Source organism: Psychrobacter sp. Sarcosine-02u-2 (assembly GCF_002836335.1).
GTDB lineage: Bacteria > Pseudomonadota > Gammaproteobacteria > Pseudomonadales > Moraxellaceae > Psychrobacter > Psychrobacter faecalis.
The window spans coordinates 1-15,473 of the sequence record NZ_PJBX01000161.1; the positions used below are offsets into that span (position 1 = coordinate 1).

Sequence of the window (15,473 nt, forward strand, 5' to 3'; positions counted from 1 at the left end):
ATTAGAGGTTTTTATTGCTATATTGATGAAAGATAAACGATTATAAAAATTAGATAGAAAAATCATTACTCAAAAAGCTGGCTGTTATAAACAGTCAGCTTTTTTGGTTGAAAATCTAGTTTACGGCATTGTAAATAATTTACTGCTTGTGGCCAATCAGCCGCTATTTTTGGCGCCTCTTGCCGAGCGGCAATCATACTGGCAGCATTTATCCAGCCCGCATGACCGACTGCTAATACTGGTTTTTGACCACTATTTTGCGCAGCCATCTCATTTAACCAGTTTTCCACACGCTCAAATAACTGCTGTAAACTCTCGCCGCCCTTAGGGGCAAAATCTGCAAAATGATCACACCAATCATCAATCTCTCCTTTAGGAATTTGCGCCCAAGGCCTGCCATCCCAGCCGCCAAAATCAATCTCTGCCAGCTCAGGGGCGACATGATATTGAAAGCCATGCGGCGCCAATATTTCTCCGACTTTTAACGAGCGCTGTAGTGGGCTGACCCAAATCACTTTTGGCAATTGATGAAAACGCACGAAGCGCTGTATTTTATTAGCAAGGCGTTTAATTTTGCGTTTATCGACACTGATATCAGTCTGTCCGATACAAAAGCCATTAGCCGCAATGGGCTTTGGATGGCGCCAAATATACAAAACCATTCGCTATCATTATCCTTTCTAAATAGTACGCTTAAAATTAAATAAAAGGGTTCGAGGCAGCAAGTCCGATATAAATAGCAATTTCACTTAACTGCTGCGTGGCGCCTAACCCATCACCGGTATAGCCATCTAAACGCCTGCGCAACAAGCGCCGCATATAATCCGTCGCTACGATGCCTAGTAATAAAGCCAATGACCATTGCCAAATACCAATTTGCTGCACGGTATTAGGAAATAGGAGCACGACCAGCAAGCCCGCTAATATGAGCCAACCACTGCTCAATAATCCTTGTAATGGCGTCAGCTGCTGCGCCATCGGTTTGGCTTTAGCATGCTCAATCTCACCGCCGTAAGGCAATAGCGCCAGTAAACTAATACATAATAAACGTGAGAGCGTATGTCCAATAATCAGCGCCACAATAGCCACTGATAAAGACATAGACGCCAATAAGCTGATTTTGATAAGTAACGCCGAGACCAATCCTAGTACACCATAAGTCCCTAAGCGCGAATCCTTCATAATGGTTAAAGTACGCGCGCGAGTCAGACCACCACCTAGACCATCACAGCTATCCGCAAGTCCATCTTCATGAAAAGCGCCAGTGAGCCTAATTCCAAAGGCCGTACTTACCACTGCCGCCACCAAAGGCGTAAATAAAAAACTACACAGCCAAAATATACCTGCACAAAGCAACCCAACTAACAGACCTACCCCAGGAAAATGACGGCTGCTCTGGTGCAACCACTGCGGATTGTAATTGGCAAATTGCGGTACGGGCAGACGCGTTAAAAACTGTACTGCTACTAACAATAAACGCCATTCATACTTTATAAATTGACTAATACTTGGTTTAGACGGAGACTGGGGTAATGCATTTGGTTGATTCAATGTCTGATTTAATGGTTGTTTTGATGGCTTTTTTGATAATTGTGACATTAGCTATTTTGTCCACTGATACCAGCATCATTAAAACTTGCCATCTCATTGATAATCGCACAAGCCGACTGTAATAATGGATACGCCAGCGCCGCGCCACTACCCTCACCTAGGCGCATACCCATATTGAGTAACGGCTCAGCATTGAGCAGTTTTAATAAATGCGTATGTCCCGGCTCGACAGAATGATGAGCAAAGACAGCATATTGAGCAACACCAGGCGCTAGACGCTCGGCGACCAATAACGCACTACTAGCGATAAAACCGTCGATAAGAAGAATACGGCGCTCACTGGCTGCTTGCATCAGCGCCCCTGCCATCATCGCAATCTCAAGCCCGCCTAATGCCGCAAGTATGTCGAATGGCGTTTGCGCTTCACTGTGCCGCGCTAATACTTGAGTTAAAATACTTGCCTTGTGCTTTAATCCTGCATCATCAAGGCCAGTGCCGCGACCGATACAAGCATTAATCGGTATATCGCCCAATCTTGCCAGTAATAAACTGGCTGCGGATGTATTACCGATCCCCATTTCACCGACAACCAATAGATTGCCCACTGAGTTTTCGACAACTTTCATGCCGTTCTCTAATGCCGCTAAGCACTCTTCTGCTGTCATGGCAGGCTCGCTAAGGGCGTCGCGGCTTCCATGACGCACTTTATAATCGAGCAGTTGCGCGTGGTCTTTAAAAGGAGAATTGGCAAAGTCGGCATTGACACCAGCATCGACCACTTTTAGCTCCATATGATGCTGACGCGCTAAAACATTGATAGCAGCACCGCCTTGCAAAAAATTATAAACCATCTGCGCCGTTACCGCGCTAGGATATGCTGAGGTACCATGCTTGGTTAGGCCATGGTCGGCAGCAAATACCCGAATTTGCGGTTGCGTAATTTGCGGCGTGGTCGTACCTTGAATCATGCCCAAATGCACCGCGAGCGTCTCCAAGCGTCCAAGGGCGCCCAGTGGCTTGGTTTTTTGGTCAACGATTTGCTGCAATTGTTGGTACAGCTCGTTATTTTCTATGTTTGCAATCGTTGGTGCTATAAATGTGTTCAAGCAAACCACCCTAGTATTTATACAATTAAAACAAAACCCACATACTAGCAGAGTATCTCAGCTTTACCACGAATAAAATCAAATGAGAGCCGAATAGACTCCCTAGTAGGATAGATTTACGATAGAATATGCACCTTTAAAAATTCATATCACTATTGATGTTAAGCTAGACGCCAAACTCACTAAATGCTGTGTGAGTTGCATTAATAGCGATAAGAGATTAACAACTATATAGAGACAGTAATGATCGTATTTTGGCTGCTGCTGACCATTCTTTTTATCATTTTTGCCACTGCGAAGTTAAAATGGCATCCTTTTTTAGTATTGATACTATCTGCCTTTCTGGTCGCGCTTTTTTATCAAGTACCGCTTAATACGGTCGCAAAAACTATCTCTGATGGCTTTGGCGGTATCTTAGGATATATCGGGTTGGTGATTGTGTTTGGAACCATTATTGGCCTAATCCTTGAGAAAACGGGTGCCGCCATCGTGATGGCAGAAACCGTCATTAAAGTTTTGGGACCGCGTTTCCCTACTTTGACCATGTCTATCGTTGGTGCTGTCGTATCTGTACCCGTGTTCTGCGACTCAGGCTATATTATTTTAAACTCGTTAAAAGAGTCTTTGGCTGAGCGTTTAAAAGTTTCGAGCGTGGCAATGAGTGTCGCATTAGCGACTGGCTTATATGCCACTCATACCTTTGTGCCGCCAACACCCGGTCCAATTGCAGCAGCGGGCAACTTGGGTCTTGAGTCAAACTTGGGCTTGGTCATCATGGTCGGTGTTGTCGTCACCACCGTTGCGGTACTTGCTGGTTGGCTGTGGTCAAATCGCTTCCTTGACGCCACGCCTGACAATATTGATGCCCTTGACGCAGTCGCCGTACCAGATAATATGAAGACTCGTGACGACTACAGCAAACTGCCATCAGCGACTATGGCATTTTTACCTATTATCGTGCCCATTGTATTGATTTGCTTATCGTCTATTGCCAATTTACCCAGCACACCATTTGGTAGCGGCGGCATACTAACCGATATTCTCATATTTATTGGCAATCCATTAACCGCCCTATTAATTGGTTTGTTTTTATCATTCTTACTGATTAATACTGACCAAAAAACACAGCAGATTAGTGACAGCATCTCACAAGGCTTGGTAGTCGCAGCGCCTATTCTTTTAATTACTGGTGCGGGGGGCGCGTTTGGCGCTATGCTAAAAGTCACGCCAATCGGTGATTATTTGGGTACTACGTTATCTGCCCTAGGGCTTGGTATTTTTATGCCATTTATCGTTTCTGCGGCGCTCAAAACAGCACAAGGTTCAACCACTGTTGCTTTGGTCACTACTTCGGCGATGGTCGCCCCATTATTAGGTCAAATAGGTCTTGATAGTGAGCTTGGTCGCGTATTTTGTGTGATGGCGATTGGTGCAGGCGCGATGACTGTCTCGCATGCTAATGACAGCTTCTTTTGGATTGTTAGCCAGTTTAGTCGTATGAGTGTGGCGCAGGCTTACAAAGCCCATTCTATGGCGACAGGTATTCAAGGCGTGACCAGCATCATCTTTATTTGGCTATTGACCTTGGTATTTATCTAGCGCCTTAAGTAAATTATTGAAAGTCAATTTTTAAAATTTAAGTAATTAAAAAAGACTCAAAGAAACATTTAAAGAGAAAGTCATGAAAATTTTAATCGCCCCTGACTCGTTTAAAGAAAGTGTAGAAGCACTGGATGTCTGCCACGCTATTCAATCTGGCTTCAGCCAAGTGTTTCCTGACGCTGACTATAAACTGCTACCGATGGCGGATGGCGGCGAAGGGACTTCTGCAGTGTTGTCTTATGTGTTAGGTGGACGCTGGAAAGAAGTGCGTGTCCATGACCCTTTAATGCGACCGATTAACGCAAAATATTTATTACTCCCTGATGCAACTGCGGTCATTGAAGTCGCTCAAGCTTGTGGCTTACATCTATTGACGGTAGCAGAGCGTAATCCTGTCATTGCTAGCAGCTATGGCGTCGGTGAACTGATTGCGGATGCTCTAAATGAAGGCGTCAAGCGCATTATCATTGGTCTTGGTGGCAGTGCTACCAATGATGCAGGACTTGGTATGTTAACGGCGCTTGGTATGACGTTTCATGATAGTAATGACAACATCTTAGCCCAAGGCGGCGGCGCACTTGCTAACTTGCAACGGTTGGATGCGACCAGCTTTCATGCAAGCGTCTTAAACACAGTATTTGAGGTGGCTTGTGATGTCACCAATCCGTTATGTGGTGAATTGGGTGCCAGTGCCATATTTGGTCCTCAAAAAGGCGCTAGCCCGCAGCAAGTCCATGAGTTAGATAAATCGTTAACGCATTTTGTAAATGTGTGCGAGCATCATGGCTATCAAGGCCATCAAGAGGTAGCAGGTGCCGGTGCAGCAGGTGGACTGGGCTATGCGTTAATGAGCTTTTGCCAAGCGGAGTTAAAGTCAGGTTTTGATACAGTGGCAAAAGTGGCCAATTTATCAAAGCACATTGCCGAGGCAGACTTGGTCATCACTGGTGAAGGCAAGCTTGATGCTCAGTCTGCTATGGGCAAAGTAGCGGGTGGTATTAGCCAAATTGCTAAATTGAGTCATACCCCCGTGATTGCTATTTGCGGCAGTGTTGATGGGCTAAAATCCGCTCAGACTAGCCAGTTTGACGTCATTGTGCCCAGTATCCAAAAGCTAGATTCCCTCGATAATGTCTTTAAAAACGCTTATAACAATATTGAAATTACCGCTACTAATATTGCCGCAGCGATAAAATTGGGTCAACGCCTAAAACAGTATTTATAGAGCTATATTATAGATGCTTAATTGGTAAGCTCGCTTTTTGTATCATAAAAAATGCCTTTCTCAATAACCAATAGCTTTAATAAAAGCTACTCTGCCAACAACTTCGCCAACAATTCATTTATTTCGACTTTAAATTCTCTGTCTTCGATTTTATTAGCGCTGATTTTAGCGTTTTGTAGACTTTTGATCGCAGCATCGGTTTGGCCCAATTCGATTTGCAGCTCAGCCATAGAAAAAGCGATCGATGCCAAATGGTCTTTTGAATTAATGGCCGCGGCTTTATCTAACGCTTTTTGATAAATAACTAACGCTTCATCCAAATCCTCGGTAAAGTCAGCCAAGGTTTCCCACTGTTCAGGATGGTCTTTATCGCTTTTTTCATTTTCGTTACACAAATCTTTTAGCTGCGCATATAGCGCATCAAAGGTTTTTTGATCGTTCTTACTGTCCGCTTCTAGCAGCTTTTCTGCTAAAACATAGATAGATTTATATATTTTGGTATTAATCATGATGGGTGACCCTTTTGGTTGCACGTCAAATGCGCTAAATGATGTTGATTATAGACTAATTTATATAAATAGCTCATAGAAAAGGGCGTGATAGCAATCACACCCTTTTATTTTATATCGCTTTCAATCTTAGCATCTACGATACACAGTTAGATTCAGTCATTAAACGCTCGTAATTATTCAGCAGCGATAACGGTAATTTCGACCAATAACTCAGGACGAGCCAATGCTGATTCGCCGCATGCACGCGCTGGTGGCTGGACGCCTTCAAACCATTTATCCCACACTTCATTCATTGCGGCAAAGTCTGACATACTTTTTAGCCAGACGGTTGCGGATAGCAGCTTTGATTTGTCACTACCAACTTCTTGCAGTAATTTTTCGACTTTCTCTAAGCACGTTAAGGTTTGAGCTTTTATATCATCTTCGCTATTACCCACTTGACCGGACAGATAAATGGTTTGGTTATGAATCACAGTTTGACTCATACGTTGGTTACTATGCAGCTTTTGCATGGATTATTATCCTTAATTTTTGATGCTCTTAATGTTTCAGTTCTCTTAAACACCTGAACTTTCAAATATATAAACGACTCGATTTTTACTTAGACGTTATTTAGCAAAAATTAGCGAGAAAAACGCTCGGCACTAAAGGGTTTAATATCAACCAATAGCGGTTTTTCGTGAATCATCTCTTCGACGAGACGACCAGTCATCGGCCCCAAAGTGAAACCCTGATGGCTATGACCAAAGGCAAACCATAATTTGTCGTGCTGCGGCGCAGGACCGATGACTGGCTTCATATCCGGCATACAAGGACGTGAGCCCGCCCACGCTTCACTCTCGACGGCATCTTCTAGCGGCAGAATTTTGCGCGCAAGTTTTAATACGGTATTTAATTGACCAAAATTCTTTGGCGCATTCATGGTGGTCATCTCAGCGCCAGTGGTGATGCGGATACCTTGCTGCATCGGACCCATCACAAAACCCTTATCCATATCAAACATACTATGGTTGATGGTGTTTTTTTCCGTGACTTTAAAATGCTGGTGATAGCCGCGCATCGGGAACAGCGGCAAATCATAACCAAGCGGTTTGATTAAATCGTTAGACCAAGGCCCAGCAGCAATGACCAATTTATCACTATAAAAAGTGTCGTTGTCGGTAATAATTTTCCAGCCATCTGCTTCTTGGACGATTTCATTGACACCACTTTCTTTAATGGTACCGCCCATTTCTTGAAAGTTTTTTGCGTATGATTTCACCAATAAGCTCGGATTTGACACTTGCCAAGAGTTTAGCCAATGAATCGCGCCAACGAACTCGTCAAAATTGGCGCTTGGTTCCATCGCTTTTAATTCGTCAAGCGTCAAGACATTGTGCTCAACGCCCTGATCGCGGTCTTTGATTGCAGCATCAATAGCTGCTTTAAACGTCTCTTCAGAGCGATGCAACTGCAACCAGCCTTTACGGCTAATCAAATATTCAGCGCCAGATGCTTCAATCATGGTTTGGTGTTCACTGGTGCAATGCTCAATCAGCGTCTGCCACTCGGCTTCTATTTTTTTGATTGAAGCTGGCGTCGAGTATTTCCAATACTGCAATAATGCTTGATGATAGCGCAAGATTGCCGGAATGCGATAGCGAATATCGGTGCCTTGGTTTGGCAATACACGTATCATTTCAGTCAGCTGGCGCGGAAACGGATGGGTATGAATCGCCTCGCGCTGAATCAGACCGGCATTGCCATATGAAGTCTCAGAGCCCGGTAATTTTCTGTCCAATAGTAAAACTTTGGCGTTATTTTTTTGTAGATGCCAAGCCGCTGAGGTGCCGACCATACCTGCACCGATAACGATCACTTCGTAGCGCATAACACGTCCTTTTTTTAAAGTCTTAATACAGAATAACAAAGTAGAGAAATAACAGATAAGGGAGTAATAGTAACGCATTGCGCGCAAGATTAAACCCTTATGATATAAATATTTTTGCTATTCAATACTTTTAGTTATGCGTTTAAATGAAAGCTATTTTTGATAGGAATAATGTAAAAATAATTAAGAAAATAGGTCTATTTTGGCTAATTAAAGTGCAAGAAATAAACCAATCACCACCAAATCGGATCTTCATTCGCTAGCGTCTCTAAAAGATTCTTGCCAGTCTCGACCGTCAGCTTATCGGCAGGCAACTCAGCGATGAACCGTGACGGCTTATCAAAGTAACCTGAATAGCTTGAGAAATACTCGGGCGCGGTTAAAAACAATCTGCTCTTAGCACGGCTACAAGCAACATAAAACAGCTTACGCTCTTCTTCCAACTCTTCAAAATCACTGAGCGAGCGATAATGCGGCGTCATACCATCGACGAGAGAATTGACAAACACCACTGGCCATTCAAGCCCCTTAGCACTATGAATGGTCGAGATGATGACTTTATTATTACTATCTTCGTCTTTTTCAGGCTCGCTTGCGGTAGCAACTGAATCATTAGGCGGATCAAGGGCAAGATTTTCTAAGAACTTATCGAGACTGTCATACTCTGTCGCTAGGTTTTTGAGCACGCGAAAGTCTTCGCTACGTTCACGCCAATTCTCTTCAATCGTTTTTAGCAGAGGAATATAAAACTCTAAAATTAGCTCAATCACTATTTCCACTGACTCTGCCTGACTGGCTTTGGTTAAAGTCGTATGCAATGACTTAAGCTGGGGGCTTTTCTTTGCAAATGATGGTGCTAATAGCGGCTCGAAAGTGTTGTTAACGTTACTATTAACATCGCTATTAACATCGCTATTCACATTATTATTCACATTGCTATCGGCATTAATCGCTTGGGTTAAGCGCGTCGCCGTCACTGCCCCTACCCCTTTAAACAAGGTTAAGATACGGTGCCATGCAATGGTGTCATTCGGGTTATAAAGTATTTTAACAAAGGCTAAAACGTCCTTGATATGACGCCGCTCAATAAAGCGAATGCCGCCCACGACGATAAAGGGAATATTGCGTTCCATAAATTCAAGCTGAACGTAGTTGGATTGAAAAGACGTGCGGCACAAGACGGCAAAATCCTGATAATCGTAATCTGGTTTTAATTCGATAATTTTGTCAGCAATATATTTTGCTTCTTTTGTTTCATCACTTAAACGACGAAATATTGGCTTGATGCCTTCTATAGATGCGCCCGAGTACAATTGCTTTTGATAGCCCAACGTAATTTGCGCCGATAAAGCATTGATATAATCAAGCACCGCTGGCGTACTGCGATAATTTTGCTCTAATTTAATCAGTTTTGCTTCGGGGTAGCTTTCGCCAAATAATAAGATATTTTCATAATTGGCACCGCGAAAAGCATAGATGCTTTGGTTGTCATCACCAACGACCATCAGCGATACCGACGCCGGCGCACAAATGAGGTCAATCAGCTCTTTTTGCGGAATATTGGTGTCTTGATATTCATCGACCATGACATAACGATAGTGCTGTTGTAATAGCTTTCGAAAGGTATCATTGTGCTTTAGATGGCGCACCACTTGGCTGATGATGTCATCAAAATCATATAAATGATTGGCGCGCTTATATTCATGAAAGTCGATCGCCAATTGCTCAATAACTGGAATATGCACAGCGATATCAGGATAACTGCTTTCGATTAAGTCGCGAATATGAATGCGCCGATTTCTAGAAGTTGAAAAGATATTTTGCAAGGTTTTTTTGCGCGGAAACGCCTGATTGGTTATTTTGGTTGGATACTTTTTTTCTTTATTAATCAAATCAATCGCATCTTCACTATCGCCGGTATCTAAAATCGTAAAGCGCGGATTGATACCAAGTAGCCCAGAATATTGGCGCAATAACATATTGCAAAATGAGTGAAAAGTGCCGCTGGTGATATCGTTTAGCGCTTTGCTATTTATGTGGTCATTGTCCGAAAGACGGCTAGCCAGTAACGTTCTAGCACGACTTTTGATTTCATTGGCCGCTTTTCGGGTAAAGGTTAATAGCAAAATCTCTTTTGGCGCGACGCCATTTTCTATCAAATAGCTGGTTCTATAAGTCAAGGTTTTGGTTTTACCAGAGCCTGCACCGGCGATGACCAATACTTTGCCCTCAATAGTCGTGGCAGCCAACAACTGGTTAGGGTTCAGCTCACGAGCGTAATCCACTTGTAACCCTAAATGACTGGCAAGCCGTTGCTCTAATATTTCAGCATCCGCATTTATCAAGTTGGCCTCGAGCTTTTTAATCGCCTGCTCAAGCCGCGTCAGCTTGGGTTTCATGTCAACGAAATTTTGCGGATAATTATAATGGTGGGTAGCAAAAATGGTGGTCATTATTAACAATTGCCTTTGGTGTGGTTTATCGTGCTGGCTATTGATGACAGCGCAGCAGCATGCATCATCATTTATAGGTAGTAGTTTATCATAATAGACAGGGCGCTGAAGGTCATTGATAACGAACACTCATATGATACGATGATATTAAAGGATGGTATTAAACCGCGGTATTAAACAGATTACTAAGTATTGTGATTGAGCGTAAAAATTAAAATAGCAAGCACAACAACCTCACCCATTTTGGCTGAAATTTGCTACAATATGCCCAATTTTGCGTTCCTATTTTACCAAGCTTTATACTGACTAAATACCAAGTCTGTTATTGCCTGATTTTATTAATATATTGAGAGCATGTTATGGGTTTTAATTGCGGCATCGTCGGTCTACCAAACGTGGGTAAATCCACCCTGTTTAACGCCTTGACCAAAGCGGGTATCGCCGCTGAAAACTTCCCTTTTTGTACCAAAGATCCCAATACCGGTATTGTTCCTGTGCCAGATCCACGCCTAAAAAAATTGGCTGATATCGTCAAGCCCGAGCGCGTATTGCCGACAACGATGGAATTCGTCGACATCGCAGGTTTGGTCGCTGGCGCCTCAAAAGGTGAAGGTATGGGCAATCAGTTCTTGGCTAATATCCGCGAGACCGATGCGATTGCTCACGTGGTACGTTGCTTTGATGATGACAACGTCGTCCACGTTGACGGCCGCGTCAGCCCTATCGACGACATCGAAACCATCAATACCGAATTGGCATTGGCCGATTTAGAAGCCGTTGAGCGAGCTATTACTAACTTAAGCAAAAAAGCCAAAGGTGGCGACAAAGATGCGACGGCCATGCTCGATGTGTTCAAAAAAATCGAGCCATTATTAGCAGAAGGCAAAGCCGCCCGCGGTGCTAACCTAGACAAAGAAGAGCAAAAACTGATCAGAAGTTATGGTCTGATTACCTTAAAGCCAACGATGTATATCGCTAACGTGAGCGAGGATGGCTTTGAGAATAATCCATATCTAGATGCAGTGCGTAACTATGCCACTGGCGAAGATTCTATTGTCATTGCCCTATGCAATCAAATCGAATCTGAAATTGCTCAGCTTGATGAAGATGACAAAAAAGACTTCCTAGCTGAAATGGATATGGAAGAAGCTGGTCTTGATCAAGTGATTCGCGGCGGTTATGATTTGCTTGATATGCAAACGTATTTTACGGCAGGCGTCAAAGAAGTCCGCGCTTGGACAGTCGCTGTTGGCGCAACCGCTCCTGAAGCTGCTGGTGTGATTCATACCGACTTTGAACGGGGTTTTATCCGCGCTGAAGTCATTGCGTATGACGACTTTATTGAGTATGGCGGCGAAAAAGGTGCAGCAGCAGCCGGCAAATCACGTTTAGAAGGTAAAACCTACATTGTGCAAGATGGCGATGTGATGCATTTCCGTTTTAACGTTTAACGTTCAACGTTCAACGTTTAATATTTACAAGTACAAGCGGATTGAGTGTTTACACAGTCTTAGTAGAGAACAACCAAAAGCCAGCTTCAACGCTGGCTTTTTTTATTATAATAAAGGGAATAACGTTAAAGTAATTAACCTCTCTAAAAGCAAAAATAAAATACAATGATAAAAATAACGGACGATAAATGATGACTGCTTATGTTAATCAAACCACGAATTCTAGCGACCATTGGGCAAAATTATTTAGTGCTCAGCGTTTAGGCAGTCATAAAAAAGCCCCTGCCGAGGACAGCGCACGCTCCTCCTTTCATAAAGATTACGACAGACTGGTATTTTCACATTCCTTTCGTCAGCTGAATCAAAAGACCCAAGTTCATCCGTTGACCAACCAGCTTGGTATTCATACGCGCTTAACACATTCGCTAGAAGTTTCTTGTATTGGTCGCTCTTTGGGTATCATGGCAGCAGAGAAGCTGCATGATAAGTTGGGCGGCGGCTTACCGAACGGTGTCGCGCCCGCTGATGTCGGCGTCATTATCCAAGCAGCTTGCCTTGCCCATGATATTGGCAATCCACCGTTTGGTCATGCCGGAGAGTACGCCATTCGTGATTGGTTTATGCATCCTGACCGTAAGCAAGTCTTGCAAAATCTGAATAATAACGAGCAATTAGATTTACTGGCTTATGAAGGCAATGCACAAGGATTTCGTATATTAACCCGAAATGAGCACCACCCTGATTTAGGTGGTATGCGCTTAACCTGCGCTACTTTAGGCGCGTTTATGAAATACCCTTGGCTTGCCACTCATAGCAATCCCGTTTATCAAGACAACTCTATTGATCAAAACAACCGCATTTACCAAGGCAATCACACCACTAACATGCAAAAATTTGGCTGCTTTTATAGTGAGGCAGCGCAGTTAGAGGAGCTGGCAGCAACGTTAAACTTGCCATATTCAAAGCAGCACGATGGCTTTGCTCGTCATCCGCTAGCCTATTTATTAGAAGCGGCAGACGATATTTGCTATGCGCTGATAGATTTGGAGGATGGCATCAATTTGAATATGCTAAGCTATGCAGAGGTTGCGGCGATTTTTTATGAGCTGATTGGTGAGCGCCCTGATACGCTTGCTCTACCCACCCAAGTGTCAGTCAGACAGCATTTGGCATCGCTGCGGGCACGGGCAATGATGCGTTTGGTCAATGCCGTCACCGATGCCTTTGTAGCCAATAGTGATACTATGTTGGCGGGGACGCTACAAGGCAGCTTGTTTGCGCACTGTGAGCCGAGCGTACAAAGTGGCATCAACCAAGCTAAGCAATTGGCACGCGAAAAGATATTTAATCACCCAAGTAAAGTGCGCATGGAGCTGATGGCCAATCAATGCTTGCAGCGCCTGCTCGATGCTTTTATGCCACTCGCCTGGATAAAAGAGGCAAATAAAACCAATGCGCCGATAAGCCAAATATCCTTTGAGCAGCAGCGTTTGCTAAAATTACTCCAGCCGCATCTCGATGAACATCGCCGGACTCTAGCAGATAATACCTATGATAATATGCTTAATGTATTAGATTTTATCACTGGTATGAATGACCATGAAGCCTATCGACTGGCGCAAGAGCTACAAGGGCATTGGGGCACCATTGTTTAAACAACATGTTTAAGCATCTCGTTTAAAAAGAAGTCTAGAATTAATTTAAAACCAAGCTTAAAATTCAGTCTAAAACCAATTCTAAAAACTGGACAATCAACGATAACCGTCTATTTCATTCGTATTTTCGCAATGAAATGAGTATGATAGACATCTATCAGGTAATTTTGAAATATTATGAGTAGTCGCGAACAAAAGAAACTTCAAACACGGCACGCTTTTTTTAATGCGGTGCTCGATTTGTGTATGACAGGTCAGTCTTTTAGCTCAATCAGTCTCAGACAGGTCACGCGCGAGGTTGGTGTGGTGCCGACGGCGTTTTATCGCCATTTTGATGACATGGAGTCGCTTGGTCGCGCCTTAGTCATCGAAGAGTTGGGCGGTACGATGGCAACGTTAAGTGAAAACTTGCAAATTGGGCGCAAACGTAGCTTTGAGCGCCAAATCGCTAAAAGTATTCAGATGTTTTTATATATGGTCAGCGAGCAACCTTGCTACTGGCAGTTCTTAGTCAGTGAGCGTTATGGCGGCTCAGAAGCGGTACGCAAAGCCATCAATGAGCTGATTAAAAAACACGGTCAAAGCCTAGCAGAAGACTTAGCGCTACAGCCGGCGTTTACCCACATCAATACTTATGATCGTAGACTGTTGGCAGAAGCTGGGGTCAATATGTTTTTTTCTTGGATTATTGACTGGCTCGAGCTGACCTATACCGAAGACCATGATGATGAGGTCGACTTGGCAGAGATAGAAAAGAAAAAACAACTGATGCTGCATAATTGCACGCGCCAAGCACAAATGCTGTTTTATGGTGCTTATAATTGGAAATCTACCGAAGAAACCCGTTTAAATGATTAATTAGACTTAATTTTTGCATGCTATTTATTACTAATTATCTATAACCATTAGAAAATTGGCCTAAAAGCCCAAAGTCGTTGCGTTAGCACACGCACCTCTTTGGGCTTTTTATTATCAGAATTTTGAACGTTTTTAGCATTAACATCAGCGTTATTAGCATCATTGCTATTTTCATTACTGTTATTATTACTGCTATTTTCTTTTTCACTATCAGCAGCCGTTTTGCTAATAATAACGGTCGCAAAGCGTTGTCTTGCCTGACCAACCGTCGCATTATCAGAGGCGGTAATAAGTGCCATAAAGGCTTGGCTATCAACCGCTAGTAATGGCGTCAAGGCTTTGCGCGGCTCTGCTTTTACACTACTTAATACGGGCAGTTGCCAAACATCATCGACAGAGCTAAAGGCTTGTTTTGCTCGCAACTCAACGATACTCTGCATTTGCTGGCTGCTCGCACCTTCTACCAAGGCAGCAAGCAAAACGGGACTGGCGGTATTAATATTAATGGGTAAATAATATGGTACCGCCGTAATATAGGGACGCAGTGTCGCCAATACTTGCGCATCAACGCCCTTTACTTCTGCTAATTGATCGATACTAAGCAACGCTTGGTTGGGTAAAGCTGTATCCGCTCCGCGATTGGACTGCTGAGCATATACTACATTTTCATCACCGCCATCTTGGTAGACTTCGCTGTCGGCATCTTGATAATCAAGTACCGCAACGGCGATATCAGGCTCTAAATTTAGCTGTGTAAGCAGCCTTTGAAAAACGGCCAAGGCAGCATTATCAACGGCGCCATTGTGATATAAATTATTAATATTAAAACGACTGCCCTCATCGCGTAATTCGATGCCGATGCTATGTCCGCCTAGCGTATAAGGCGGTATTGGCTGCGCCCAAATATCCTGCTCGCTATCGGTATCATTTAATTTAGCATCAGCACGAATCAAGGTAACGGCCAATTGCTGACCTGCATTAATATCTTGTAAGAGCTGGTTTTGGTCAAACAATAAGCCGCTACGCCGAATAGCAATCTTTTGGCTGGCAAGCATTGCCCCTGCAACCACAGTAATACTAACCACCAATAATAAAATAGTCAGCAGCGCGACGCCACGTTGCGAATCGGCTTTCATAGAGATTGTAGGCATCGTTGGCCTTATTCGTGGCTTATTTGGCATAAATAGCCT

At 43.6% G+C, this 15,473-nt stretch carries 13 protein-coding genes; 5 read left to right on the forward strand and 8 right to left on the reverse strand.

From position 1 onward, the window contains the following. Positions 1 to 65 precede the first annotated feature (65 nt). From CXF58_RS07555 to cobT, 3 genes are read right to left on the reverse strand one after another with little or no spacing between them, the layout of a single operon-like run. On the reverse strand, positions 66 to 662 hold the full coding sequence (locus tag CXF58_RS07555; RefSeq protein WP_068405510.1) for a histidine phosphatase family protein: 597 nt from the start codon (positions 660 to 662) through the stop codon (positions 66 to 68). A gap of 37 nt (positions 663 to 699) precedes the next feature. Next, positions 700 to 1,599 (reverse strand): adenosylcobinamide-GDP ribazoletransferase, encoded by a 900-nt coding sequence (gene cobS / locus CXF58_RS07560; RefSeq protein WP_082894306.1) that lies wholly within the window; start codon positions 1,597 to 1,599, stop codon positions 700 to 702. After that, positions 1,599 to 2,666 (reverse strand): nicotinate-nucleotide--dimethylbenzimidazole phosphoribosyltransferase, encoded by a 1,068-nt coding sequence (gene cobT / locus CXF58_RS07565; RefSeq protein ID WP_228706566.1) that lies wholly within the window; start codon positions 2,664 to 2,666, stop codon positions 1,599 to 1,601. The genes cobS and cobT overlap by 1 nt, the downstream gene beginning before the upstream one ends. Positions 2,667 to 2,900: 234 nt before the next feature. Here cobT and CXF58_RS07570 point away from each other — a divergent pair, with 234 nt between their 5' ends. Next, the gene (locus CXF58_RS07570; protein ID WP_102077086.1) at positions 2,901 to 4,256 is read left to right on the forward strand and encodes a GntP family permease; all 1,356 of its coding nucleotides are present in this window, start codon (positions 2,901 to 2,903) and stop codon (positions 4,254 to 4,256) included. Between the two features lie 82 nt (positions 4,257 to 4,338). Next, positions 4,339 to 5,484 carry a glycerate kinase gene (locus tag CXF58_RS07575; RefSeq protein WP_102077087.1) on the forward strand — a complete coding sequence of 382 codons (1,146 nt, stop codon included), beginning with the start codon at positions 4,339 to 4,341 and terminating at the stop codon, positions 5,482 to 5,484. An 86-nt stretch (positions 5,485 to 5,570) separates the two neighbouring features. Here CXF58_RS07575 and CXF58_RS07580 read toward each other — a convergent pair whose 3' ends face one another. The 4 genes from CXF58_RS07580 to CXF58_RS07595 all read right to left on the reverse strand — a co-directional run bounded on the left by CXF58_RS07580 (position 5,571) and on the right by CXF58_RS07595 (position 10,322). After that, a complete protein-coding gene (locus CXF58_RS07580; protein ID WP_102077088.1) occupies positions 5,571 to 5,993 on the reverse strand; it encodes a Replicative DNA helicase in 423 nt (140 codons plus the stop codon). A gap of 176 nt (positions 5,994 to 6,169) precedes the next feature. Beyond that, complete coding sequence (locus tag CXF58_RS07585) at positions 6,170 to 6,508, reverse strand: RidA family protein (RefSeq protein WP_102077089.1); 339 nt, start codon at positions 6,506 to 6,508, stop codon at positions 6,170 to 6,172. A 110-nt stretch (positions 6,509 to 6,618) separates the two neighbouring features. Further along, positions 6,619 to 7,866 carry an NAD(P)/FAD-dependent oxidoreductase gene (locus tag CXF58_RS07590; protein WP_102077090.1) on the reverse strand — a complete coding sequence of 416 codons (1,248 nt, stop codon included), beginning with the start codon at positions 7,864 to 7,866 and terminating at the stop codon, positions 6,619 to 6,621. 233 nt (positions 7,867 to 8,099) lie between these two features. After that, positions 8,100 to 10,322 carry an ATP-dependent helicase gene (locus CXF58_RS07595; protein WP_102077116.1) on the reverse strand — a complete coding sequence of 741 codons (2,223 nt, stop codon included), beginning with the start codon at positions 10,320 to 10,322 and terminating at the stop codon, positions 8,100 to 8,102. Positions 10,323 to 10,678: 356 nt separating this feature from the next. Between CXF58_RS07595 and ychF the strand changes: the two genes are divergently transcribed. The 3 genes from ychF (at position 10,679) to CXF58_RS07610 (ending at position 14,283) form a co-directional block, all read left to right on the forward strand. After that, positions 10,679 to 11,770 carry a redox-regulated ATPase YchF gene (gene ychF / locus CXF58_RS07600; protein ID WP_102077091.1) on the forward strand — a complete coding sequence of 364 codons (1,092 nt, stop codon included), beginning with the start codon at positions 10,679 to 10,681 and terminating at the stop codon, positions 11,768 to 11,770. Between the two features lie 191 nt (positions 11,771 to 11,961). After that, complete coding sequence (locus CXF58_RS07605; RefSeq protein WP_102077117.1) at positions 11,962 to 13,425, forward strand: deoxyguanosinetriphosphate triphosphohydrolase; 1,464 nt, start codon at positions 11,962 to 11,964, stop codon at positions 13,423 to 13,425. Between the two features lie 177 nt (positions 13,426 to 13,602). After that, positions 13,603 to 14,283 (forward strand): TetR family transcriptional regulator, encoded by a 681-nt coding sequence (locus CXF58_RS07610; RefSeq protein ID WP_102077092.1) that lies wholly within the window; start codon positions 13,603 to 13,605, stop codon positions 14,281 to 14,283. Between the two features lie 47 nt (positions 14,284 to 14,330). On the opposite strand, the gene gspK is transcribed toward CXF58_RS07610, so the two are convergent. Next, positions 14,331 to 15,434, reverse strand: coding sequence for a type II secretion system minor pseudopilin GspK (gspK, locus tag CXF58_RS07615; RefSeq protein ID WP_228706568.1), 1,104 nt, complete (start codon positions 15,432 to 15,434; stop codon positions 14,331 to 14,333). Positions 15,435 to 15,473 lie beyond the last annotated feature (39 nt).

Excerpts from the sequence above, each read along its gene's own strand:
- CXF58_RS07590 (WP_102077090.1), bottom strand. The coding sequence starts at position 7,866 with ATGCGCTACGAAGTGATCGTTATCGGTGCAGGTATGGTCGGCACCTCA.
- CXF58_RS07605 (WP_102077117.1), top strand. The coding sequence starts at position 11,962 with ATGACTGCTTATGTTAATCAAACCACGAATTCTAGCGACCATTGGGCA.
- CXF58_RS07580 (WP_102077088.1), bottom strand. The coding sequence starts at position 5,993 with ATGATTAATACCAAAATATATAAATCTATCTATGTTTTAGCAGAAAAG.
- cobS (WP_082894306.1), bottom strand. The coding sequence starts at position 1,599 with ATGTCACAATTATCAAAAAAGCCATCAAAACAACCATTAAATCAGACA.
- CXF58_RS07570 (WP_102077086.1), top strand. The coding sequence starts at position 2,901 with ATGATCGTATTTTGGCTGCTGCTGACCATTCTTTTTATCATTTTTGCC.
- gspK (WP_228706568.1), bottom strand. The coding sequence starts at position 15,434 with ATGCCTACAATCTCTATGAAAGCCGATTCGCAACGTGGCGTCGCGCTG.
- CXF58_RS07575 (WP_102077087.1), top strand. The coding sequence starts at position 4,339 with ATGAAAATTTTAATCGCCCCTGACTCGTTTAAAGAAAGTGTAGAAGCA.
- CXF58_RS07585 (WP_102077089.1), bottom strand. The coding sequence starts at position 6,508 with ATGCAAAAGCTGCATAGTAACCAACGTATGAGTCAAACTGTGATTCAT.
- CXF58_RS07610 (WP_102077092.1), top strand. The coding sequence starts at position 13,603 with ATGAGTAGTCGCGAACAAAAGAAACTTCAAACACGGCACGCTTTTTTT.
- CXF58_RS07555 (WP_068405510.1), bottom strand. The coding sequence starts at position 662 with ATGGTTTTGTATATTTGGCGCCATCCAAAGCCCATTGCGGCTAATGGC.
- ychF (WP_102077091.1), top strand. The coding sequence starts at position 10,679 with ATGGGTTTTAATTGCGGCATCGTCGGTCTACCAAACGTGGGTAAATCC.